The organism is Mycetocola reblochoni REB411 (assembly GCF_900163835.1).
Taxonomy (GTDB): domain Bacteria; phylum Actinomycetota; class Actinomycetes; order Actinomycetales; family Microbacteriaceae; genus Mycetocola_B; species Mycetocola_B reblochoni.
Window position 1 is genome coordinate 13218 of record NZ_FUKR01000021.1, and the last position, 17767, is coordinate 30984.

17 protein-coding genes are annotated in these 17767 nt (G+C 72.6%); 4 read left to right on the forward strand and 13 right to left on the reverse strand.

What is annotated here, in order from left to right:
* Positions 1–2: 2 nt before the first annotated feature.
* From FM119_RS03190 to hemE, 9 genes are all read right to left on the reverse strand, one after another.
* Positions 3–800 (reverse strand): uroporphyrinogen-III synthase, encoded by a 798-nt coding sequence (locus tag FM119_RS03190; protein ID WP_087136247.1) that lies wholly within the window; start codon positions 798–800, stop codon positions 3–5.
* 6 nt (positions 801–806) lie between these two features.
* Positions 807–1796 carry a hydroxymethylbilane synthase gene (gene hemC, locus FM119_RS03195; protein WP_087136248.1) on the reverse strand — a complete coding sequence of 330 codons (990 nt, stop codon included), beginning with the start codon at positions 1794–1796 and terminating at the stop codon, positions 807–809.
* Entirely contained in the window at positions 1793–2974 is a 1182-nt protein-coding gene (locus tag FM119_RS03200) for a ferrochelatase (RefSeq protein WP_087136249.1), read from the reverse strand. Before FM119_RS03200 ends, hemC begins: the two co-directional genes overlap by 4 nt.
* Positions 2971–3690: a hydrogen peroxide-dependent heme synthase gene (gene hemQ, locus FM119_RS03205; RefSeq protein ID WP_087136250.1), complete on the reverse strand. Its 720-nt coding sequence runs from the start codon at positions 3688–3690 to the stop codon at positions 2971–2973. The genes FM119_RS03200 and hemQ overlap by 4 nt, the downstream gene beginning before the upstream one ends.
* A 106-nt stretch (positions 3691–3796) precedes the next feature.
* A complete protein-coding gene (locus FM119_RS03210) occupies positions 3797–4042 on the reverse strand; it encodes a DUF3618 domain-containing protein (RefSeq protein ID WP_087136251.1) in 246 nt (81 codons plus the stop codon).
* Positions 4032–4442, reverse strand: a complete 411-nt coding sequence (locus tag FM119_RS03215) for a phage holin family protein (RefSeq protein WP_087136252.1) — start codon at positions 4440–4442, stop codon at positions 4032–4034. The genes FM119_RS03210 and FM119_RS03215 overlap by 11 nt, the downstream gene beginning before the upstream one ends.
* 2 nt (positions 4443–4444) lie before the next feature.
* A complete protein-coding gene (locus FM119_RS03220) occupies positions 4445–4912 on the reverse strand; it encodes a hypothetical protein (protein WP_087136253.1) in 468 nt (155 codons plus the stop codon).
* Between the two features lie 102 nt (positions 4913–5014).
* Positions 5015–6580: a protoporphyrinogen/coproporphyrinogen oxidase gene (locus tag FM119_RS03225; protein WP_276327855.1), complete on the reverse strand. Its 1566-nt coding sequence runs from the start codon at positions 6578–6580 to the stop codon at positions 5015–5017.
* On the reverse strand, positions 6573–7679 hold the full coding sequence (gene hemE, locus FM119_RS03230; RefSeq protein ID WP_245827241.1) for a uroporphyrinogen decarboxylase: 1107 nt from the start codon (positions 7677–7679) through the stop codon (positions 6573–6575). Before hemE ends, FM119_RS03225 begins: the two co-directional genes overlap by 8 nt.
* 75 nt (positions 7680–7754) lie before the next feature.
* Here hemE and FM119_RS03235 point away from each other — a divergent pair, with 75 nt between their 5' ends.
* The 3 genes from FM119_RS03235 (at position 7755) to FM119_RS03245 (ending at position 12880) form a co-directional block, all read left to right on the forward strand.
* Positions 7755–9110: a glutamyl-tRNA reductase gene (locus FM119_RS03235; RefSeq protein WP_087136255.1), complete on the forward strand. Its 1356-nt coding sequence runs from the start codon at positions 7755–7757 to the stop codon at positions 9108–9110.
* A 225-nt stretch (positions 9111–9335) separates the two neighbouring features.
* The gene (locus FM119_RS03240) at positions 9336–10091 is read left to right on the forward strand and encodes an HAD family hydrolase (RefSeq protein ID WP_087136256.1); all 756 of its coding nucleotides are present in this window, start codon (positions 9336–9338) and stop codon (positions 10089–10091) included.
* 296 nt (positions 10092–10387) lie between these two features.
* A complete protein-coding gene (locus FM119_RS03245; protein ID WP_087136257.1) occupies positions 10388–12880 on the forward strand; it encodes a glycoside hydrolase family 65 protein in 2493 nt (830 codons plus the stop codon).
* A gap of 166 nt (positions 12881–13046) precedes the next feature.
* On the opposite strand, the gene FM119_RS03250 is transcribed toward FM119_RS03245, so the two are convergent.
* The 4 genes from FM119_RS03250 to FM119_RS03265 all read right to left on the reverse strand — a co-directional run bounded on the left by FM119_RS03250 (position 13047) and on the right by FM119_RS03265 (position 16704).
* The gene (locus FM119_RS03250) at positions 13047–13460 is read right to left on the reverse strand and encodes an excalibur calcium-binding domain-containing protein (RefSeq protein ID WP_087136258.1); all 414 of its coding nucleotides are present in this window, start codon (positions 13458–13460) and stop codon (positions 13047–13049) included.
* A 329-nt stretch (positions 13461–13789) separates the two neighbouring features.
* Entirely contained in the window at positions 13790–14167 is a 378-nt protein-coding gene (locus tag FM119_RS03255) for a hypothetical protein (RefSeq protein WP_087136259.1), read from the reverse strand.
* A 225-nt stretch (positions 14168–14392) separates the two neighbouring features.
* Positions 14393–16144 (reverse strand): cation:proton antiporter, encoded by a 1752-nt coding sequence (locus FM119_RS03260; protein WP_087136260.1) that lies wholly within the window; start codon positions 16142–16144, stop codon positions 14393–14395.
* A 41-nt stretch (positions 16145–16185) separates the two neighbouring features.
* Positions 16186–16704 carry a MarR family winged helix-turn-helix transcriptional regulator gene (locus FM119_RS03265; protein WP_087136261.1) on the reverse strand — a complete coding sequence of 173 codons (519 nt, stop codon included), beginning with the start codon at positions 16702–16704 and terminating at the stop codon, positions 16186–16188.
* A gap of 251 nt (positions 16705–16955) precedes the next feature.
* Here FM119_RS03265 and FM119_RS03270 point away from each other — a divergent pair, with 251 nt between their 5' ends.
* A complete protein-coding gene (locus FM119_RS03270; protein ID WP_087136262.1) occupies positions 16956–17705 on the forward strand; it encodes a siderophore-interacting protein in 750 nt (249 codons plus the stop codon).
* Positions 17706–17767 lie beyond the last annotated feature (62 nt).

Here is a 17767-nt window from a genome sequence, read left to right on the forward strand (position 1 = left end):
AGTCAGTCCGCGCGGGGCTCCGGCTCGGGCAGACCGTTCACCGCGACGTCGGTCACCGCGTCCAGCAGCGCCGTCACCGTCTGCTCGGGCGAGACCAGGTGCACGGTGAGCCCGGCGTCCTCCGCGTCGCGCTGCGTGCGCGGGCCGATCGCCGCGACCAGCGTCGTCTCCGGGAGCACCCCGAACTGCGCGGCCACCTGCTCGGCGACCGAGCCGCTCGTGACCAGGATCGCGTTCGTCTTGCCATCGAGGACGTCCTGACGGACCCGCTCGGACACCTGCTCGCCCACGGTGCGGTACGCCACGACGGAGTCGACGTCGTGCCCGGCCGCGATCAGCCCCTGCGTGAGCAGCGGCTTCGCCAGCTCGGAGCGCAGCGTGAGGATGCGCCGGGCGCGCGGCTCCCTCGCCGTCAGCGCGGCGAGGAGCCCCATCGCGGAGTTCTCCCCCGAGGGGACCAGGTCGACGCGGTACCCCATCGCCTGCAGTGCGGCCGCCGTCGTCTCCCCGACCGCGGCGACACGCGTGGCCTCAGGGATGGTGACGTTCTGGGAGAAGATCACGTCGACCGTCGTGGCACTGGTCATGGTCAGCCAGTCGTAGCGCCCGGCCTCCAGGTCGTGCAGCGCCTCGGTCAACGCCGCGGGGTCCTCCGTCGGAGCGAAGTTGATCATCGGCGCGACCACCGGCGTCGCCCCACGACGGCGCAGCTCCGCGGCGACGCCGTCGCCCCACGGGCCGCCGCGCGGCACGAGGATCCGCCAGCCCGCGAGCGGCCTCTCCATCGACTCAGAACTCATGACAGGTCATCCCAGGGGTGCAAGGGCCGCGGCCCCGCTGTCGAGCAGGGCCTCGGCGATCGACGCCCCCAGGTGGTGTGCTGTGCCGGCCGGGGGTGTTGTGCTCGTCCCATAGTAGGGGTCGTCGGCCGGGTCCGTCGCCGATCCGGCGAGGAGCGCTGCCCGCTCCGCACTGCGGGTGAGGCTGAGCGCCTCACTGCCGTCGAGCGCGTAGACGGCGGCCGTCGCGGTGATCCCGTCCGCCGACACCGAGGCGTGGGCGCCGACCGGGGCGGCACAGCCCGCGTCGAGACGGGCGAGCACGGACCGCTCGGTCTCCGCGGCGAGGGCACTGTCGGTGTCGTGGATGGCCGCGACCGCCGCGCGGATGCGCGGGTCGTGCAGGGAGGAGGTGCGGACCTCGACCGCGAGCGCGCCCTGCGCCGGCGCCGTCGGCCAGTCGTCCAGGTCGAAGCGCTCGGTGATGTGCTCGTCCCTGCCGAGCCGCACCAGCCCGGCGACGGCGAGGATGACGGCGTCGAGACGGCCAGAGGTCACCAGGCCCAGACGGGTGTCGACGTTGCCCCTCACGTCGACGACCTCGATGTCGGGGCGGCGGCGGCGCAGCTGCGCCTGCCGCCGGGGCGAGCCCGTGCCGACGCGTGCGCCGCGAGGCAGCTCGTCGAGGGTGAGGCCGTCGCGCGCGCAGAGCGCGTCCCTCGCGTCCTCCCGCCGCGGGACCGCGGCGATGCTGAGCCCCGGCGCCGGTGCCGTCGGCAGGTCCTTCATCGAGTGGACGACGAGGTCGCAGTTGCCCTCGAGCAGGAACTCGCGGAGCGCGGTCGCGAACACGCCCGTCCCGCCGAGGCTCGCCAGCGACTCGCGCGACACGTCGCCGTGCGTGGTGACCAGGACGAGCTCGGCCGGCTCGCCCGTGGCCTCCGCGATCCACCGGGCGACGTCCCCGGCCTGCGCGGTGGCGAGGGCGCTGCCGCGGGTTCCGACGAGGAAGGTCACGGAGCGATCCCCGCGATGGCCGGCTTCGGGTCGAACTTGCCGTTGACGCAGCAGCCGGGACGGCAGATGTCGTACCACGGACCCAGCTCGGTCTCGGCGGGCCGCTCGTCCAGCGGAACGCCGTTCACGCGCTCCATGACCAGGTCGACCAGGCCGCTGACGAAGGCGGGGTGCACGCCGGGCGTCGGCACGCGCACGCCCGCGAGGCCGTGCTCGGCGGCGGTGGTCAGCGCCTCGTTGTCGAGGTCCCACATGACCTCCATGTGGTCGCTGACGAAGCCGATCGGCACGATCACGACGGCCCTGCGCCCCGCGGAGGGCAGCTCGGCGATGGCATCGTTGATGTCGGGCTCCAGCCAGGGCTGGGTCGGCGGTCCGGAGCGGGACTGGTACACCATGCTCCACTCCAGCTCGGCGTCGAGGCCGAGCTCCGCCGTGACCGCCTGGTTGACCGTGCGGGCGACGGCCAGGTGCTGGGCCACGTAGGCGCCCCCCGGAGGGAAGCAGCGCTCGCTCGGGCCCGAGCGGTCGGCGTCGGCGTTGGGGATCGAGTGCGTCGTGTACAGCACCTGGATGTCCGTCGCCGGGTCGAGATCGGGGTTCTGCGCGAGGAGCTCCCGCACGCCGGCGGTGGTCCCCTCGATGAACGGCGTGATGAAGCCGGGGTGGTCGAAGTACTGGCGCACCTTGTCGATCGACACCTCGCCGAGCAGGCCGGTCCGCTCCAGCGCGGTAGCCATGTCCTCGCGGTACTGACGATCGCTCGAGTAGGACGAGTACGCACTCGTCGCCAGGGTGAGCAGCGTGCGGAAGCCCCTGTCGTAGGCCTCCTGGACCGCGTCGGTGATGTACGGCTCCCAGTTGCGGTTGCCCCAGATCACCGGCAGGTCGATGCCGCGCGAGGCGAGCTCGGCCTCGAGCGCCGCCTTGAGCTGCCGGTTGTGCTCGTTGATGGGGCTCACGCCGCCGAAGTGACGGTAGTGCTCCCCCACCTCCTCCAGGCGCTCCTCCGGGATGCCGCGGCCACCGGTGACGTTGCGCAGGAAGGGGATGACATCCTCCTGGCCCTCGGGCCCGCCGAACCCGGCCAGGATGATCGCGTCGTAGGCGACGGGGACGGTGACGTGCTCCTCACCGGAGGCGGCGGCGGGGCTCGCGCCGAGGACGCGCTCGGTCATCGGATCACCTCGGGGACCTCGTCGGTGCCGATGCGGCGCCCCGTGAAGAACGGGACCTCCTCGCGCACGTGCATGCGCGCCTCCGTGTAGCGCAGGTCGCGCATGACGTCGACGAGCTCGGCGGGGTCGTCGGCCTCGAGCGGCAGCAGCCACTCGTAGTCGCCGAGGGCGAACGACGCCACGGTGTTGGCCAGCACCCCGCGGTGCGCGGCGCCCTTCCGGCCGTGGTCGGCGAGCATGCGCTTGCGGTCCTCCTCTGGCAGCAGGTACCACTCGTAGCTGCGCACGAAGGGGTACAGGCAGAGCCAGCCCTTCGGGTCCTTGCCCCGCAGGAACCCCGGAACGTGGGACCGGTTGAACTCGGCGTCGCGGTGCACGCCCATCGCGTTCCACGTCGGCTCCAGCCCGGCGACGGCGTCCGTGCGGCGGAGGACCCGCAGCGCCTCCTGGAGCTGGTCGGCGGTGTCCCCGTGCAGCCAGACCATGAGGTCGGCGTCGGAGCGGAGCCCGGAGACGTCGTAGAAGCCGCGGACGACGGTGCCCGCCGCGGTGACCGTCTCGACCGCGGCGTCGAGCTGGGCCGTCAGCGCCGCCGACTCGCCGCCGACCGGGGTCGATCCCCGTCGGAACACGGCCCACAGGGTGTACCCGGAGGGCGATGCTTCTGCAGCGGGGACGGCGTTTCGGTTCTCCTCGTGGGAGGCCTGCTGAGTCATGTTCCTATCCTCTCTCAGCCCGTGGTGACGTGCAAAAGCCCGCCGCCTCCCCTCGCACGGGTGCGGGGAGGCGGCGGGATGTGGGGTGCGCGGGGTGCGCGGGGCGTCAGCGCGAGGCGACCGAGCGGACCACGGCCCAGACGCCGACGCCGACGAGCCCCGCCACGCCGACGATCCCGGCGACGGCCGCGGCCGGCTTCTCATCCGCGAGGGCGGCGAAGCGGCGCCTGGCCCTGTCCGTGGCCCTGCCGACGCGCTTGGGCACGTTGATCTTGTCCTCGATCGCGTTCAGCGCCTCGGCGAGCTCACGCCTGGCCTGCTCCGGAGTGACCCTGAAGTCGTCACCGCTCATAGTCGCCCAATCCCTTCACCGCGTTCATGTCGTCGTGCAGGTTGTCCGATGCCCCCGGCTCCTGCCCGACCTTCTTGAAGAACCTCAACCCGATCAGCGCCAAGACAACGGCGATGAGGACGAAGATGAGGAAGACGATCAGCGCCGCCAGCCAGGCGGGGAGGAAGGTCGCGAAGGCCAGGACGAGGACGGCGATGAGGACGCCGACCGCGAAGTACACGAAGACGGCCGCGCCGGCGAACAGGGCGGCGCCGATCCCGGCGAACTTGACCTTGTGGGTGTACTGCTGCTTGATCTGGGCGATCTCCGCCTTGACCAGCTGCGAGACGAGCTCGGGGAGCGAGCCGATCAGGCCGAACAGCGACCGCTGCTCGGGCCCCTGTGCGTGTTCACGTGCCATCGTCAGCTCCGATCCGTCGAACGCGTCGACGTCGAGCGCTTCTTCGCCGGGGTGGACCCGGACGACGAGGCGGACTTCTTCGAGCTCTTCTTCGTCGTGGACGAGGAGGTCTTCGTCGTGCCCGACGGCTTCTTCTTCGCGGCCGCGGCCGCATCGTCGACCGCCTTCGCGGCCTCGTCCACCGTGCTGCGCGCGCTCGCGATCGTCGCGTCGAGCTTCTCGCCCGGGGTGGAGCCGCGGTTGCCGAGGGCGGTGAACACCGAGCCGAGCCCGCTTGCCACGGCCGACGGCAGCCCGCTCAGCCGTGCCTTCGCGAAGTCCTCGGCCTTGTGCACCTGGTTCTGGACGGGGCGGGTGTTCCACACGCTCAGCCATCCCGAGCGAATCTGCTCGTACCGCTTGCGTCCCGCTCGGGTGCCCAGGACGTACCCGGTAGCCAAGCCGGCTACGAAGAGGATCTTGCCTTTCATCGGAGGAACTCCATTCGATCCAGTCAATGGTCGTCGATCACCCCAGCGTAGCCGCAAGAGCGTGCACCGCAGCGAATCGCCCGCACACCGCTCCGCGCCGCGTCAGTGCGCGTCGCGTTCGAGGTAGCGCTCGTAGACGACATGCCGCAGTCGCTTCGCCGCAGCCGTGGCGTCGGGGACGACGCTCGCGATCCCCGTCCCGCCGATCCACGCACCGGCCACCTCGATCCCCGGCACCGCCTCGATCGCACGGCGCACCGCCACGCGGCGCTCCGCCTCGCCGAGCGCGGCGACGGGCTGGGTGTTCCACCAGGCGACCCAGCGGGCGTCGACGAGGTCGCCCGCGTCCAGCCGCACACCGAGCAGGTCGGAGGCGTCGGCGAGCGCCCGAGCGGTCCGCGCCTGGTCGTCGCCGGCGACGGGGCGGTCGACGTCGCCCTGCCGCCCGTAGGAGAGGCGGACGACGTGGCGGTGCTCGGGCAGCCGCTCGTCCAGCCAGGCCCACTTGGCGTTCGAGTGGGTCAGCGCCTTCGCCCCGACGGGGGCGCCGTCGGAGACGAGGAGCCCCGTGCCGCGGGGGTGGGCGTCGAGCGCCGCGGAGTCGAGCACGAGCGTCACGACATCGACGCGCGCGGCGGGACCGGTGCGCTCGGGGACGGCGTCCGGGTGCCCGGCATCGGCCAGGAGCGCCGAGGTCTGCGCCTCAGCGCAGGCGAGCAGCACCACGTCGGCTCCGAGGAGCTCGCCGTCGTCGAGGCCGACGAGCCAGCCGTCGACCGGGACGTCCTCGGGGACGGGGGAACCCTGCTCGACGGCCTCGGACAGCAGCGCCGCGGAGTCGGCCGCCCCGCGGAGAGACGTCGCGCGGCGCCCGACCAGGATCTCACCGCCCGCGGCGACGATCCCGTCGACGAGCGCGTCGACGAGCGTCGTCATCCCGCCGTCCAGGCCGTGCACGGCCCCGCCGGGCTTGCGCTGGGCGCGGAGCTCGGCCACGGCCCCCGACAGCGATCCGTTCCGAGTGAGGGCGGAGTTCAGGCCGGGGGCCGCGACGACGACGTCGAGGTCCTCCGGGGCGGCCGAGTACACGCCCCCCGTCACCGGGGCGACGAGCCGGTCGCGCACGCGCGCGCCCATGCGCCGGCTGACGAGGGCGCCGAGGTTGTGCACCTTGCCGATCGCGAGGACGGGCATCACGCGGTCGAGGTAGGCGCGCCAGGCCCCCGACCAGCCGATGGCACGGCGGACGTCCTCGGCGAAGGGGTTGGCGGGGATGCCGAGGATGCCTCCGGCGGGGATCGGGACCGCCGAGCCCTCTCCCCCCGGCACGGGCAGCCGGAGCCAGGCCCCGGCCGGGTTCGGGTCGCGGCGGGCGTCGCCCAGGCCGAGCTCCTCGACGAGCGCGTCGACGGCGCCGCCCCTGGTGGCGTAGCTCTCCGCGCCGACGTCGACGGTGACGCCGCCGACCTCCTCGGCCCTGAGCTGGCCCCCCGCGCGGTCTGCCGCCTCGACGACCGTGACGGTGATGCCGGCCGACAGCAGCTCGCGCGCGGCGACGAGGCCCGCGACGCCGGCGCCGACGACAACCGCGTGCTGGAGGGTCATGCCCGGCCCGACGCCGTCGGGGATGCCGGAGGGCAGATCGTCCGGCCTGTGCGGGTCAGCCACGGTCGTGGACCCGACGGACCAGACGGGTGAGGACGGCCGGGTCGGTCTCCGGCGGGACGCCGTGACCGAGGTTGAGCACGTGGGCCGGGGCCGCCTGACCCCGTCGGATGACGTCGTCGACGTGCGCGTCGAGGACAGCGGGCGGGGCCGCGAGGAGCGCGGGGTCGATGTTGCCCTGCACGGGTGTCGAGCCGCCGAGCCGGTCGATGGCGACGTCGAGCGGGGTGCGGTAGTCGACCCCGACGGCGTCCGCGCCGCAGTCGCGCATCGAGGGCAGCAGCTCCCCCGTGCCCACGCCGAAGTGCACGCGCGGGACGCGCCGGGTCTCGCCTCCGGCGTCGTACTCCAGCTCGGCGGCGAAGGACAGCGCCCGCGTCGAGGCGGGCTGCACGTGCGCGAGGTAGTCGGCCAGCGACAGCGACCCGGCCCAGGAGTCGAACAGCTGCGCGGCGGAGGCCCCCGCGAGCACCTGCGCGCGGAGGAAGCGGCCGGTGACCTCCGCGGTCCAGGACATGAGGTCGGCCCACGCGGCGGGGTCGGCGTGCATGAGCGTCCTCGCCCTGATGTGGTCCTTGCTCGGCCCGCCCTCGACGAGGTAAGCGGCGAGGGTGAACGGGGCGCCGGCGAAACCGATCAGCGGGGTGTCGCCGAGCTCGCCCAGCCCGGCGACGGTGCGCTCGACGGCCTCGACGACCGGTGCGATCGCCGTGTCGAGCACGGCCGGGTCGACGGCCGTCAGGCGCGCCACCTCCGCCCCCGTGCGCACAGGGGAGCCGAGGACGGGCCCCCGGCCGGGGACGATGTCGACGTCCACGCCGAGGAGCTTCAGCGGCACGACGATGTCGCTGAAGAAGATGGCCGCGTCGACACCGTGGCGCCTGACCGGCTGCAGCGTGATCTCGGACGCCATCGCCGGGTCGAGGCAGGCGTCGAGCATCGCGGTCCCCGCGCGGAGTTCGCGGTACTCGGGCAGCGAGCGCCCCGCCTGCCGCATGAACCAGACGGGCAGCCGGTCGCCCCGCACGCCCTGGTAGGCGCGCACGAGGGGCGACTCGGCGGTGCGGGCGGCGGACAGCGGGTGGGAAGAGGGAAGTCTCACCCCCCTATCCTCACCCGGACGGCCCGCCGGTGCGAACCGGACGGCGCACACACCCGGACGGGGTACCATGGTCCGGTGCTCATCTGTCTGACGGCGAGTCACAAGACCGCCGACTTCGTCACCCTCGAACGGTTGAGCGTCGGCACCGAGAGCATCGGATCGGACATCCGTGCCCACTCCGAGTGCGTGTCCGGCGCGGTGGTCGTCGCGACCTGCAACCGCTTCGAGGCGTACGTCGACGTCGACGAGCCCGTCACCGCCGGCCGCGCGATCGCGGTCGAGGCGACCATCGAGGCCGTGACCGCCGCGACGGGCGTCGAGCCGGAGCAGCTCCGCGAGGTGTTCGAGGTGCACGTCGCCGAGCGCGCGGCCGAACACCTCTTCGCGGTGAGCGCGGGGCTGGAGTCGGTCGTCGTCGGCGAGGGCGAGATCGCCGGGCAGGTGCGGCGCTCCCTCACCTCGGCCCGCCAGGCCGGCACCACGTCGTCCGACCTGGAGCGGCTGTTCCAGCGCGCGTCGCAGACGTCGCGGACGATCAAGAACCAGACGGCGCTCAGCACGGCGGGGCGCTCGCTCGTGCGCCTCGCGCTGGACCTGGCCGAGAGCAGGGTCACCGACTGGGCGCAGACGCGGGTGCTGCTGTTCGGCACGGGCGCGTACGCCGGCGCGAGCCTGGCCGCCTTGCGCGACAGGGGCGTCGAGGACGTCGAGGTCTACTCCGCCTCCGGCCGCGCGGAGCGCTTCGCCGCCTCGCACGGCATCGACCCCGTCTCCGACGCCGGGCTGCCCCGCGCCATCGCCCGCGCGGAGATCATCATCACCTGCACGACGAGTGAGGACTACGTCCTCGACGCCGACCGGCTGAGGGCCGCGCACGAGTCCGCCGCGGTCGCGAGCGAGCTGCCGCGGATCGGTGCGGCGGAGTGCCCCGTGCGGCACGACGTCCGCCAGCTGGTCGTCGACCTGGGCCTGCCGCGCAACGTCAACCCGGACGTCCAGCACGCCCCCGGCGTGGAGCTGCTGGATCTGGAGACCATCCGGCTGCACGCCCCGCTGGAGGAGCTGCAGGCCAGCAGCAGCGCACGGACGCTCGTGAGCAAGGCGGCGCGAAAGTTCAGCACGGTCAGCCAGGAGCAGAACCTCACCCCGGCGATCGTCGCCCTGCGCTCGCACGTGTTCGGCATCCTGGACGCGGAGCTCGAGCGGGTGGCGGGAAAGTCGCCCGACCCGCGGACGGAGCAGGCGCTGCGCCACCTGGCCGGCGTCCTGTTGCACACCCCGACCTCGCGGGCGAGGGAGTTCGCCAGGGCGGGCCAGTCGCAGCGCTACATCGACGCGATCGAGACACTCTTCGGCGTCGTCCCCGAGGCGTCGCCGGTCGATGCGGTCGCCGACGCGGCGGACTCGGACGAGCCGGCTGTCGGCGCCTGACGGCGGGGCCCACTCCCTCACCACCCTCCGCCTCCGCCGGGTTCTTCCTCTCCCGGACGACACTCTGTCCGCTCCGGGGCACAGCCCCTACACTGGCCGACGTGACGAACACCGCAGTGAAGGAGAGCGTCTGATGAGGATCGCCGCCACGTCCGCGCGACGTCGGAGCACACCCCCCGCCTTCCCCCCGGGCACCGCCGTCGGCAGCGCAGCGGTGGCCGTCCGATGACGGTCGAGCACGGAGCCCCCGGCACGACGCTGAGCACCTTCCGCGCGCTGCTCTTCGATCTCGACGGCGTCCTCACCCCCACGGCCGAGGTCCACATGCGCGCGTGGTCGCGGCTGTTCACGCCGGTGCTCGCGGCCCACGGCGTCGCCCCCTACACCGACGACGACTACTTCGCCCACATCGACGGACGCCCCCGCTACGACGGCGTCCGCGCCCTGCTGGCGTCCCGGGGCATCTCCCTTCCCGACGGCACGGCCGACGACGCCCCCGAGCAGGACACCGTCGCCGGCCTCGGCAACCGCAAGAACGCGATGTTCGCAGCCGAGCTCGCCGAGCACGGGGTCGAGCCGTACCCCGGCTCGCTCCTGCTGCTGGACGCCGCGATCCAGGACGGGCTGAGCGTGGCCGTCGTCTCCAGCTCGCGCAACGCGGACGCCGTCCTGCGTGCCGCCGGGATCAGGGACAGGTTCGGCGTCGTCGTCGACGGGACCGTCGCCGCAGCCGAGGGCCTCCCGGGCAAACCCGACCCGGCGACCTACCTCGACGCGGCCGCCAAGCTGGGGCTGAGCGCCGCGGAGTGCGTCGTCGTCGAGGACGCCACCTCCGGCGTCGCGTCCGGAGCGGCGGGACGCTTCGGGCTCGTGGTCGGGGTGGACAGGGGCGTCGGGGTCGACACGCTCGTCGCCGCGGGTGCCCAGCTCGTCGTGACCGACCTCGCCGACCTCGTTCCCGCCCTCCACACGGCCCTCTGAGACCAGCCCCCGCATCGCCCGCCGCGTCGAGGTGTGCGATCAGGGCGATGCGATTACCTTAGGTGTCGATACGTCCGCTGCTCCCCGCAGTCGCGCGACGTCATCACCGGGCGGTGGCCCCACCGTCCACCGCACGCGAGCACCACCGGGCAGCCCCGTCCGGGCCGCACACCCCACGGCCACCTCGTCCCCCACCCCACCTCACGCCACCCCGGCACGCACGATCCCGTCTTTCCGCCCCAGGGCGAAAGCACCGCACCACCTCCTCTCGACCCCGACAGCGGAAGGCCGCACGCATGAAGCCGATCAGCTCCGACCCCCTCGACCGGAACCGTTTCCCCGTCGACGAGTGGGCGCTCGTCGAGAACTCCCCCTCCGACGACGCCGGGGTGACCGAGACGGTGTTCTCGGTCGGCAACGGGTACTTCGGCATCCGCGGCAACGGCGACGAGGGCAGGGACGGCTACCAGCAGGGCACCTTCGTCAACGGCTTCCACGAGACGTGGCCGATCCGGCACGCCGAGGAGGCGTTCGGCTTCGCCCGCGTCGGCCAGACCATCATCAACGCCCCCGACGCCAAGACCATCCGCCTCTACGTCGACGACGAGCCGTTCTCGGTCAACGACGCCGACATCCTGGAGTACTCCCGCCGGCTCGACTTCCGCGGCGGGTTCCTCGAGCGCGACATCCTCTGGCGTACCCCGGCGGGCAAGCGCGTGCGCGTGTTCTCGCGGCGCTTCGCCTCGTTCAACGACCGCCACCTCGGCGTCATCGAGTACGAGGTGACCGTGCTCGACGATCGTGCGTCGCTCCTGCTGTCCAGCCAGATCATCAACCGACAGGACACGGTCGACGACTACGAGCCCGCGAGCGCCGGGCTCGGCGGCCCGATCGACCCCCGCAAGGCCGAGTCGTTCGACGAGCGCGTCCTGCGGCCCCGCTTCAAGGACGCCACCGGGTCCCGTCAGGTGCTCGGCTATCGCACCACGAACTCCAAGATGACCATCGCCGTGGGTGCCGAGCACCGGCTCGAGTCGGCCGACGCCTGGTCGGAGACCACCCTCATCGACGACGACATCGCCAAGCAGGTGTACCGGGTCCAGGCGACGCCGGGGCAGACGACGCGGCTGGTCAAGACGATCAGCTACCACACCTCCCGCGGCGTGCCGACGCGCGAGCTCGCCGACCGCTGCAACCGCACCCTCGACCGGGCGGCGGAGAGCGGCGTCCGGGCACTGTTCGACGCGCAGCGCGAGTGGCTCGACGCCTACTGGGAACGCACGGACGTCACCGTCGCCGGGCAGCCCGAGATCCAGCAGGCCGTGCGGTGGAACCTCTTCCAGCTCGCCCAGGCCAGCGCGCGAAGCGACGGCCAGGGCGTGGCCGCGAAGGGCGTGTCCGGCTCGGGCTACGGCGGTCACTACTTCTGGGACACCGAGATCTATGTGCTCCCCTACCTCAGCTACACCTCGCCGAACGCGGCGCGCAACGCGCTCCGGTTCCGACACGGGATGCTCGACGCCGCACGCGAGCGGGCGGGCGAGCTCAACCAGCGCGGGGCGCTGTTCCCCTGGCGGACGATCAACGGCCTCGAGTCGAGCGCCTACTACGCCGCGGGCACGGCGCAGTACCACATCGACGCGGACATCGCCCACGCGCTCACGCAGTACGTCGGCATCACCGGCGACACCGACTTCCTCGTCAGGGCCGGCGCCGAGATCCTCATCGAGACGGCGCGGCTCTGGGTCGATCTGGGCTTCTGGCGCAGCAACGGCGACCGCTCCTTCCACATCGACGGCGTGACCGGACCGGACGAGTACACCGCCGTCGTCGACGACAACCTGTACACGAACGTCATGGCCAGGGAGAACCTGCGCTCCGCCGTCGCCGCCTGCCGGTTCCTCGCGGAGAACGACCCCACCGCGTACGCGCTGCTCGCCGACCGCCTCGACCTGCACGAGTCGGAGCTCGGCAACTGGGCGAACGCGGCCGAGGCGATGGAGATCCCCTACGACGAGCACCTGGGCATCCACGCGCAGGACGCCGATTTCCTCGACAAGGAGCTCTGGGACCTCGAAAAGACGCCGGAGTCCAAGCGGCCGCTGCTGCTGCACTACCACCCCCTCGTCATCTACCGCTTCCAGGTGCTGAAGCAGGCGGACGTCGTGCTCGCCCTGCTGCTGCAGGGGCAGGAGTTCACGCTCGACCAGAAGCGGCGCGACTTCGAGTACTACGACGCCCTCACGACGGGCGACTCGACGCTGTCAGCCGTTGTTCAGTCCGTCATCGCCGCGGAGGTCGGCTACGCCACCCTCGCGGGTGAGTACTTCCTGCAGGCGCTCTTCGTCGACCTCGCCGACCTGCACCACAACGCGAGCGACGGGGTCCATGTCGCCTCGACGGGCGGTATCTGGACGGCCCTCGTCTACGGCTTCGCCGGCATGCGCGACCCGGGCGGGGTCATCAACTTCGAGCCGCGGCTGCCGTGCGACTGGGACGAGCTGACCTTCCGCCTGACGATCAGGGGCACGCGGGTGCGCGTGACCCTCACCCGCACGGAGATGAGCTTCACCGTCGAGGAGGGCACCGGCGCCGACGTGTCCGTCTGCGGCACGCCCGTGCACGTCCGTGCGGGCGAGCCCGTCTCCGTCGCTCTCGCCGGCCAGGGGCCGGTCGTCACGGAGGAGGCGCCGAGCACGAGCACGATCACGGGGACGGTGCGCGAGGACGGCTCGGTCGTGACGGCGTCGATCCCGACGATCTCGTCCCTGCCCTGGGGCACCGAGTAGCGGAGGTCGACGCGCCCTCGCCGGCCGACTCGGCCCGGACCTCAGCGGACGAGCCGCCGGTCCGGGCCGCCGACCCGGGCCGCCGACCCGGGCCGCCGGCTCGTGGGCGTCGAGCCCCGGCGTCAGCGGCCGGCTGCCGGGTGCCGGCTGATGCCGGGCCGAGGGGCTAGCGCTTCTCGCAGGCGACGCCGTCCTTGTCCCTGTCGTGCTTGGCGTTGGCCTTGTAGAGCGCATCGTTGCGGGTGAAGTTCGTCACCGGCTTCGTCTTGCCCCTGACGCGGTCCTTCGCCTTCGTCAGCCCGACGCCATGGGGGTGCTTCTTCTGCAGGGCCGTGCAGTTCTTGTAGACGACGGGCTTCTTGGCGGGCAGCAGAGCGGGAGCGAACGCACGGACCGCGGCGGCCGAGCTCACAGCGGGACCGAACGGATGCGCGGTGACCGCCGTCACCGACGACACGGCATCGGTCACCGCGGCGCTGGAGTGGAGCGGCTGGGCGCTCGCGGCACCGCCCGCCCCGCATCCGAGGGCGAGGCACGCCGTGGCAACGAGGGAGGCGAGGGTCAAGCGGCTGCGGTTCATGGGGGTCCTTCGGCTTCGTGCCGGAGAGCACCGACGATCTCAGGGTAGCGACGGGGGCGAACCTCCCTGCCCGCGCACGGACCCCCAGAACCGGGGACGTCGCGCCCAGTCGCGGACGCGGGCACTCCGGATGGGACGCCGGCACAAACGCCGACGAGACGCCCGGGACAGGCAGCCGGGGCAGCCGCGCGGTGATGAACGCAGACGAGACGCCCGGCACGGACGCCCGGCACGGACGCCCGGCACGGACGCCCGGCACGGACGCCCGATGCCCCGGATGTCGCCGTGCGGCGACGTCCGGGGCATCGGAGCCGGGGTGCGGCGGTGGGCTAGGCCGAGACCGCGTTGTCGTTCTTCCAGCGGCGCGCGGCGATGAACGAGCGCACACCGAGCACGATGAACACGATGAGGGCGACGAAGGTGATCGTGCTCGTGATGATCGCGAGCGGGCGCTCGGCCGTTCCGGCGAACAGCTCGCCGATCTTGACCACGTTCATCGCGGTGCCCGCGACGCCGATCACCGCGACGACGAGCGCGATGTGCACGCCGATCTTCTGGCTCTTCGTCGCGATCGCGCCGCTGATCAGCATGACCACGCCGAGGAACGCGGGGATGAGGGCCGTGGCGCTCTTCGATTCGGACAGCGCCCAACCGATCACCCCGACCACGACCAGGAGTCCGCCGACGATGAAGGTGTTGCGCGTCATTCCGCTCTCGCTTTCTGTTCGGCCCGGTCCGCGATGCGGACGGCGGGCGCATGATCCGTCCGACAACTGTACCAATCGGACGGTTCATGTCCGGGCCAGGGTGCCGCCCACGAGGAGCCACCGACCGGCGCCCCGACGACGCCACTGCTCACCGGTGCAACGTCGATACTTATCGGCGCCGCGTCGACACTTACCGGCGCGACGCCACTGCTCACCGCCGCGAGGTCAGCGCTCGCCGCCGCCCTGGTCGTAGCGGGACTCCTCGTCGTCGAGCGCCGCGGCCGCACGGCCGAGCACCCGGGAGCTGTGCGACCCCGACGACCGGGCGTCCAGCAGTGCGGCGCGCTCCGCCTGCAGCATCAGGACGCGCAGCTCGCGGTACTGACTCCGCGTGCTCGACACGCCCTCCCCCTCGAGGAGGCGCTTCGACTGGCCCCTGCGCTCCGCCTCGCGCCGCAGTCGCTCGACGATCTCCGCCGAGAACGGCTCGCCGTTGTGCTGGCGCAGGTTGGGGTTGTCCAGGGCGGCCATCCCCTCGCGGTTGAGGTCGGTCATCAGCTCGATCAGCTCGAGCCGGTCGGCGTCCTCGTCGGAGCCAGTGATGCCGAGCTTCGTGATCAGGAGCGGAAGCGTCCCGCCCTGGACGACGAGGGTGACGAGCGCGACCGTGAAGGCGAGGAGGATGAGCGTCGAGCGGTACGGGATGTCGGCCGGCAGCGTCTGCGCCGCGGCGAGCGTGACGACGCCGCGCATGCCGGACCAGGCCAGGACCGCGCCACCGCGCCAGCCCAGCCCCTCCTTGACGTAGAAGTCGACGTCGCCTCGCTTGCGCCGCAGCCGCCGCTCGACCTGGCGCAGCCGGCCGCTGCGCTTGGCGAGCGCCCGCTGCTCCCTGGGGCTGTCCCCCGCCTCGGGCAGCTCGAACTGCGAGATCCGCTCCATGGCGTCGTCGAGCCACTCGCCCATCGATCCGGCCCGGCGCTGGTCCCGCCGCAGGCTCGCGATCAGCGGGATGACGAACGCAACCCTGACGACGGCGAGCACGAGGACCGCGAGCAGCCCGAGGACCACGGCGTGCAGCACGCCCTGGTGCTCCGCCTCGGCGTCGGTGATGAGGGCGTGGAGCTCGTAGCCCATCAGAAGGAACACGCCGTTCTCGAGCACCAGCTGGATGGTTCGCCAGTTGGTGCGCTCGGCGATACGGTCCTGGGGGGAGAAGTACTTGGCGCTCTGGTGCCCCGTGATCAGTCCCGCGACGACGACGGACAGCACGCCGGAGGCGTTGAGCTCCTCGGCCGGGAGGAACGCCAGGAACGGCACCCCGAACGAGATCGCCGTCGTGAGCACGGGGTCGTCGAGCTTGGACCTGATCCACACCGTCGCGGCGCCGACGAGGACGCCCACCGCGATGGCCACGAGGACGGCGTAGCCGAAGTCGCCGATCACGCCCCAGAAGCTCACCGCACCCGCGGTCGCGGCGATCGCCGATCGGAGCAGCACGAGCGCCGTCGCGTCGTTGACCAGGCCCTCGCCCTCGAGAACCGTGACCAGCCGCGGGGGCAGGCCGAGCCGCTTGCCGATCGAGGTCGCCGCGACCGCGTCCGGCGGGCTGACGACGGCGCCGAGGGCGATGGCCGCGGGGAGGGAGAGGTCGGGGAGCAGCCACCACAGCAGCAGCCCGATCACGCCGGCGGACACGACGACGAGCCCGACGCTCAGCCCGGTGATCGCCTTGACGTTGCGCCGGAAGTCCGCGATGGGCACGTTGACCGCGGCGGAGTACAGGATCGGCGGGAGCACGATGGTGAGGATCAGCTCGGGCTCGACCTCGAGCTCGGGAGCACCGGGGATGAAGGAGCAGCCCACCCCGACGAGCACGAGGATGATCGGCGCCGCGACGCCGAGCTTGGGCGCAACCCAGGAGACGGCCACGATGATCATCAGTGCGGCGACGGCGAACACGACGACCTCGGTCATGCCTCTTCCCTTCTGCAGCGCGCCCCTCGCGCCCGACCAGGTTACTGCCCGCGGCGGGGGCGGACGGCCGAGCGGGCGTCGATGATGCGAGTGATGTAGCCGGCGAAGCGGTGCAGGTCGTCGGCGCTCCACGTCGACAGCACGCTGTGCATGTCGAGCGGGCCGTCGGGAACGATGTCCTTCAGCCGGCGCGCGCCCTCAGGCGTCAGCTCCATCAGCCGGGCCCTGCCGTCGGCCGGGTCGGTCACGAGGCGCGCCAGCCCGAGATCCGTCAGCTGCCGGATCTGCCTGCTGACGACGCTGCGGTCGACGGCGAGCCGGTCGGCCGCGGCCGAGGGGGACATCGGTCCGTTGTTCTCGACCAGCCGGAGGAGCTTGAGCCCGAACGGCTGCAGTGCGGGGTCGACGGCCGCCGCCGCGCTGCGCACGGCGGTCCTGATGTGGCCGGCGATCGCCGACATGCGGTCCTGGACCTCGGCGACGGCGGCTTCCACCTGCGCCGCCTCGTCGGCATCGCGCGGCCGGGGACCATCGCCCGCGGCCGGAGCAACCTCCGCCATGCTCGTTCTCCTCGACAGGGCGCGTTGGTGCGCCCACCCCCATTTTGTCAGCGCCCCGCCCCTGCCGCATCCCTGGGAGTAAGGGTAGGCTCAGCACGGCTCGCCAGCGCGGGGCCGGCAGCCGGAACGGGGCCGGCAGCCGAAACGCGGCCGGCGGCGCGAACGGCGGACTGGGGCCGCATCGGCAGGAACGGCACCGGCAGGCGTCGCATGACGAGGACCCCGGACAGACACGGAACGGACGGCACCCCATGGCCCACAACTGGCAGCGCAGCGTCCTCCGCCTCATGCGCGTGACGAACCACCCCGTGACCGTCGTCGAGGTCCACGACCCGACGCCCTGGTACCGGCGGGTCGTGTTCCACGCGCCCGAGCTCGCCGAAGGCCTCGAGGTCTTCCCGACCCTGTGGCTGCGGCTCTGGGTGCCCAACCCCGCCAGGGGCGAGGGGTTCCTCAGCCAGCGCGGGTACACGGTCGTCGACGTCCGGCCCGAGGCGGGCATCTTCGCGCTCGAGTTCGTCCTGCACGACGTCGCCGGGCCGGCCGGCGACTGGGCGAAGGGGCTGGTGCCCGGCGTCACGGCCGAGGTCGCCCTCACCCCCGCCCACATCGCCCTGCCGGAGTGGGCGTCCCGGGTGCTGCTCGCGGGGGACGTCACCGCGCTCCCCGCCATCAACAGCTGGATCGACGTCATCCCCGACTCCATCGATGTGACCGTCCTCGTCGAGGAGGGCCACGCCGACCGCGACCGCCTGCCCCGCCACGAGCGAACCGGTCGCCTCGGCTGGCAGTGGGTGACGCCCGGCCCCGAACGGGGTGAGGCCCTCGCCGAGGCGGTCCTCACCACCGGCAGCGAGGGGACGGCGGGACTCTACGCCTGGGCGGCGGGCGAGCGGGCGCTGGTCAGGCACGTCCGATCGGCGCTCAAGAACGGGCTCGGCCTGGAGCGCAGCGCGCAGTTCTCGCAGAACTACTGGATCGAGGGCCGGTCGAGCGGGTGAGGCGCCGCTAGCATCGGCAGTGCCCGTCCCCGCGCCCGGAAAGGTCCCGCATGCCCCACCCC

Coding starts and splice junctions, on each gene's coding strand:
- FM119_RS03190 (WP_087136247.1), bottom strand. CDS start 800: ATGAGTTCTGAGTCGATGGAGAGGCCGCTCGCGGGCTGGCGGATCCTC.
- FM119_RS03200 (WP_087136249.1), bottom strand. CDS start 2,974: ATGACCGAGCGCGTCCTCGGCGCGAGCCCCGCCGCCGCCTCCGGTGAG.
- hemQ (WP_087136250.1), bottom strand. CDS start 3,690: ATGACTCAGCAGGCCTCCCACGAGGAGAACCGAAACGCCGTCCCCGCT.
- FM119_RS03210 (WP_087136251.1), bottom strand. CDS start 4,042: ATGAGCGGTGACGACTTCAGGGTCACTCCGGAGCAGGCCAGGCGTGAG.
- FM119_RS03215 (WP_087136252.1), bottom strand. CDS start 4,442: ATGGCACGTGAACACGCACAGGGGCCCGAGCAGCGGTCGCTGTTCGGC.
- FM119_RS03220 (WP_087136253.1), bottom strand. CDS start 4,912: ATGAAAGGCAAGATCCTCTTCGTAGCCGGCTTGGCTACCGGGTACGTC.
- FM119_RS03240 (WP_087136256.1), top strand. CDS start 9,336: ATGACGGTCGAGCACGGAGCCCCCGGCACGACGCTGAGCACCTTCCGC.
- FM119_RS03245 (WP_087136257.1), top strand. CDS start 10,388: ATGAAGCCGATCAGCTCCGACCCCCTCGACCGGAACCGTTTCCCCGTC.
- FM119_RS03250 (WP_087136258.1), bottom strand. CDS start 13,460: ATGAACCGCAGCCGCTTGACCCTCGCCTCCCTCGTTGCCACGGCGTGC.
- FM119_RS03255 (WP_087136259.1), bottom strand. CDS start 14,167: ATGACGCGCAACACCTTCATCGTCGGCGGACTCCTGGTCGTGGTCGGG.
- FM119_RS03260 (WP_087136260.1), bottom strand. CDS start 16,144: ATGACCGAGGTCGTCGTGTTCGCCGTCGCCGCACTGATGATCATCGTG.
- FM119_RS03265 (WP_087136261.1), bottom strand. CDS start 16,704: ATGGCGGAGGTTGCTCCGGCCGCGGGCGATGGTCCCCGGCCGCGCGAT.
- FM119_RS03270 (WP_087136262.1), top strand. CDS start 16,956: ATGGCCCACAACTGGCAGCGCAGCGTCCTCCGCCTCATGCGCGTGACG.